This is a genomic window from Bradyrhizobium cytisi (assembly GCF_008123515.1).
GTDB lineage: Bacteria > Pseudomonadota > Alphaproteobacteria > Rhizobiales > Xanthobacteraceae > Bradyrhizobium > Bradyrhizobium cytisi.
Map to the genome: position 1 here is coordinate 1 of NZ_VSSR01000179.1, position 2,606 is coordinate 2,606.

1 protein-coding gene is annotated in these 2,606 nt (G+C 65.0%); it reads right to left on the reverse strand.

Features of this window, described 5'->3' with window-relative positions; all coding sequences use genetic code 11:
• Nucleotides 1-27 precede the first annotated feature (27 nt).
• Nucleotides 28-2,606, reverse strand: a 2,579-nt coding sequence (locus tag FXB38_RS42450) for an autotransporter outer membrane beta-barrel domain-containing protein (protein ID WP_246230656.1), incomplete at its 5' end; no start/stop codon positions are given.

Here is a 2,606-nt window from a genome sequence, read left to right on the forward strand (position 1 = left end):
TGTGCAACAGCCCGCTTGGCGTCGAGCTCACCACTGATAGCGCACAACGCCCTTGCCGGCATAGCTGCGGGTGACGTTCGAAAACTCGCCCTCGAAAGTGGCGGCAAACGAAATGCCGCTGATGAATTTCATTTCGGCCGAGGCAGTGGTGAGCGCGGCGTCATGCGCCGGTGTTGCGCCGTTGACGACGAAGGAGGCGCCGGGCAGCGTCTGGAAGGTGGCCGCGATATTTCGATCGGTGTTGTAGTCATGCGCCCAGGCGGCGCGGCCGCGCAGCGTCAGGATCGCATCGCCCACCGCGTAGGATTTGTCGCTGCGCAGACCGAGTTCGCTGCGCGTCGCGACCACGGTTTTTGCCGCATAAGCCAGCGCAAAGGTGCTGGCGCCGGAGAGCACGCTTTCGGCGTAAGCCGGCAGGTCGAAGGCGATGACCTGGGTTGCGGCATAGGGGGTCAGGCCGATGCCGCCCATCCACGGCAGCACATAGCGATTGCCGCCTTCGACGCGGCCCGACCAGGCGTTGGCGTTGAACCGCGCGCGCAGTTGATCGACGGCGGCGATGGTGACCGTGCGGTCGGTGGTGATGTCCTGCCAGCCATAGGCGACGGCCGCGGTGAGATAGGCTGAGCCGATCGTGTGCCGCACGAAGGCGCCGGCCTGGAACAGATCGGAGCGCCCGCTTCCCGCGCCATTGACGCTGAAACTGGTGCCACCGCCGGCGAGCGCGAAGCCTGCGACCGTCTGCGGCGACAGCCAATAATCGGCGCCGACGGCGACGCCGCCGATGCTGCTGCTGGCGGTGTTGGAGCCGAGCGTGGCATTGCCGTCGGTGGTCTGCGAGCCGCCAAAACCCGCCGCCCACACATTCCAGCGCGCCTCGAACAGCGGCGCGCGCGGCTCTGCCTTGGTGATCATTCCGTAGGCGTCGCGCTCGGAGCCCGAACGCTTGCGGCCGCTTGAAGCGTAAGCGTTCGCGCTGTCCTCATCGGCGAAGCCCGTTGCGCCCGGCGCGTTGCCGCCGCGGCCCGCGGTGAACGGATCGGTCATCACGCCCATGAACTGCGTCATGGCATCGAAGGTGGTCTGCTGCGTGGCGGTGGCGCCTTCGCCTGAGGCTTGCGTCAATCCCGCCGGCGTCAGCGCCGCAAATGCCAGGGGGATGCCGCCGGTGCTGTTGAAGAAATTGGTCAGCGCGTTGCCGACATTCTGCTGATTCTGATTGAGGCCGCCGGGCACCGCGAAGTTGATGGCGATGTTGAGATAGGCATTATCGGCATCGTAACTCAGGCTTGGCGTGATGCTGGAGGGCAGATTGCTGTTCACCAGAGCGCCGAAGCTGCCGATAACGCCTCGGGTCGCATTGAGGATGGTGTATTGCTTCGCCAAATAGCTCCCCGCCGCGAAGCTGGCGTTGACGGTGGCGCCACCGAGCGTTGCTGTGCCCGTGACGTTGACGCGGTCGGCATTGGCGGGCGAAACTTCGATCATGTAGCTCGACGCCGCCGTGAAGGTGAGGCTGCCCTGCACGGTCAACAGCCCGATCGAATTGCCCGGCGCCAGCGCGCCGCCGTTGATCGTGGTGTTGCCAACGGTGCCGTTGCCGCCGAGCGTGCCGCCGGCATTGACGGTGACGCCGCTCGCGGAAGTGATGTCGCCGTTGACGCTGAGCGTGCCGCCATTGACGTTGACCGGACCGGCGTAGCTGCTGGTGCCGATCAGCGTCCAGGTCGAGCTGCCGATCTTGTTGAAGGTGTCGAAACCCTGGTACTGCGCGGCGGGACCGATCTGCGACACGTCGAACGTCGCCGCACCGGTGCCGCCGAGCTGGAACACATCGCTGCCGGTACCGAGCACATTGCCCGATATGACCGAACCCGGCGCCAGCGTCAGCGTATTGCCAGTGCCGGCGAAATGGATCGCCGCGGTGCCGCCGCTGATGGTGCTGGCGTTGAAGACCGAAGAACCGCCGCCAACGGCGTAAATGCCGTATTGGCCGCCGGTGATGCTGGCGCCGGCATTGTTGGTCACCGTCGCGTTGGTATTGGCGACAATGCCAAAGTTGGTGGTGCCGGTGATGCTGCCGGAATTGGTGACATCGGCAAAACCGAAGCTAGCGACAATTCCGTTCCCGGCGCCTGTGATGCTGGCGCCGGCATTGTTGGTCACTATTGCGTTGGTAAAGGCGAAAATGCCGGTATTAGAGGTCCCGGTGATGCTGCCGGAATTGGTGACATCGGCAAAGCCCGAATTGGCGTTAATTCCGATCTGGCCGCCCGTGATGCTGCCGCCGGCATTGTTAGTCACCGTCGCGTTGGTCCGAGCGTCAATGCCGGCGGTGGAGGCGCCGGTGATGTTGCCGGAATTGGTCACATCGGCAAAACCCGTGTCGGCGAGAATTCCGTAAGCGCCGCCGGCGATGCTGGCGCCGGTATTGTTGGTCACCGTCGCATTGCCGAGACCGATGCCCGCGGAAAAGAAGAAAGTACCGGTGACGGTGGCGTTGATATCGACGTTGACGGTGACGCCGGTCTCGGTGCGGGTGCCGTAGCCGTCGGTGCCCGTACTGGTGCCGGGCGCGCCGCCGCCCTGATTGGTGGTGGTGCCGG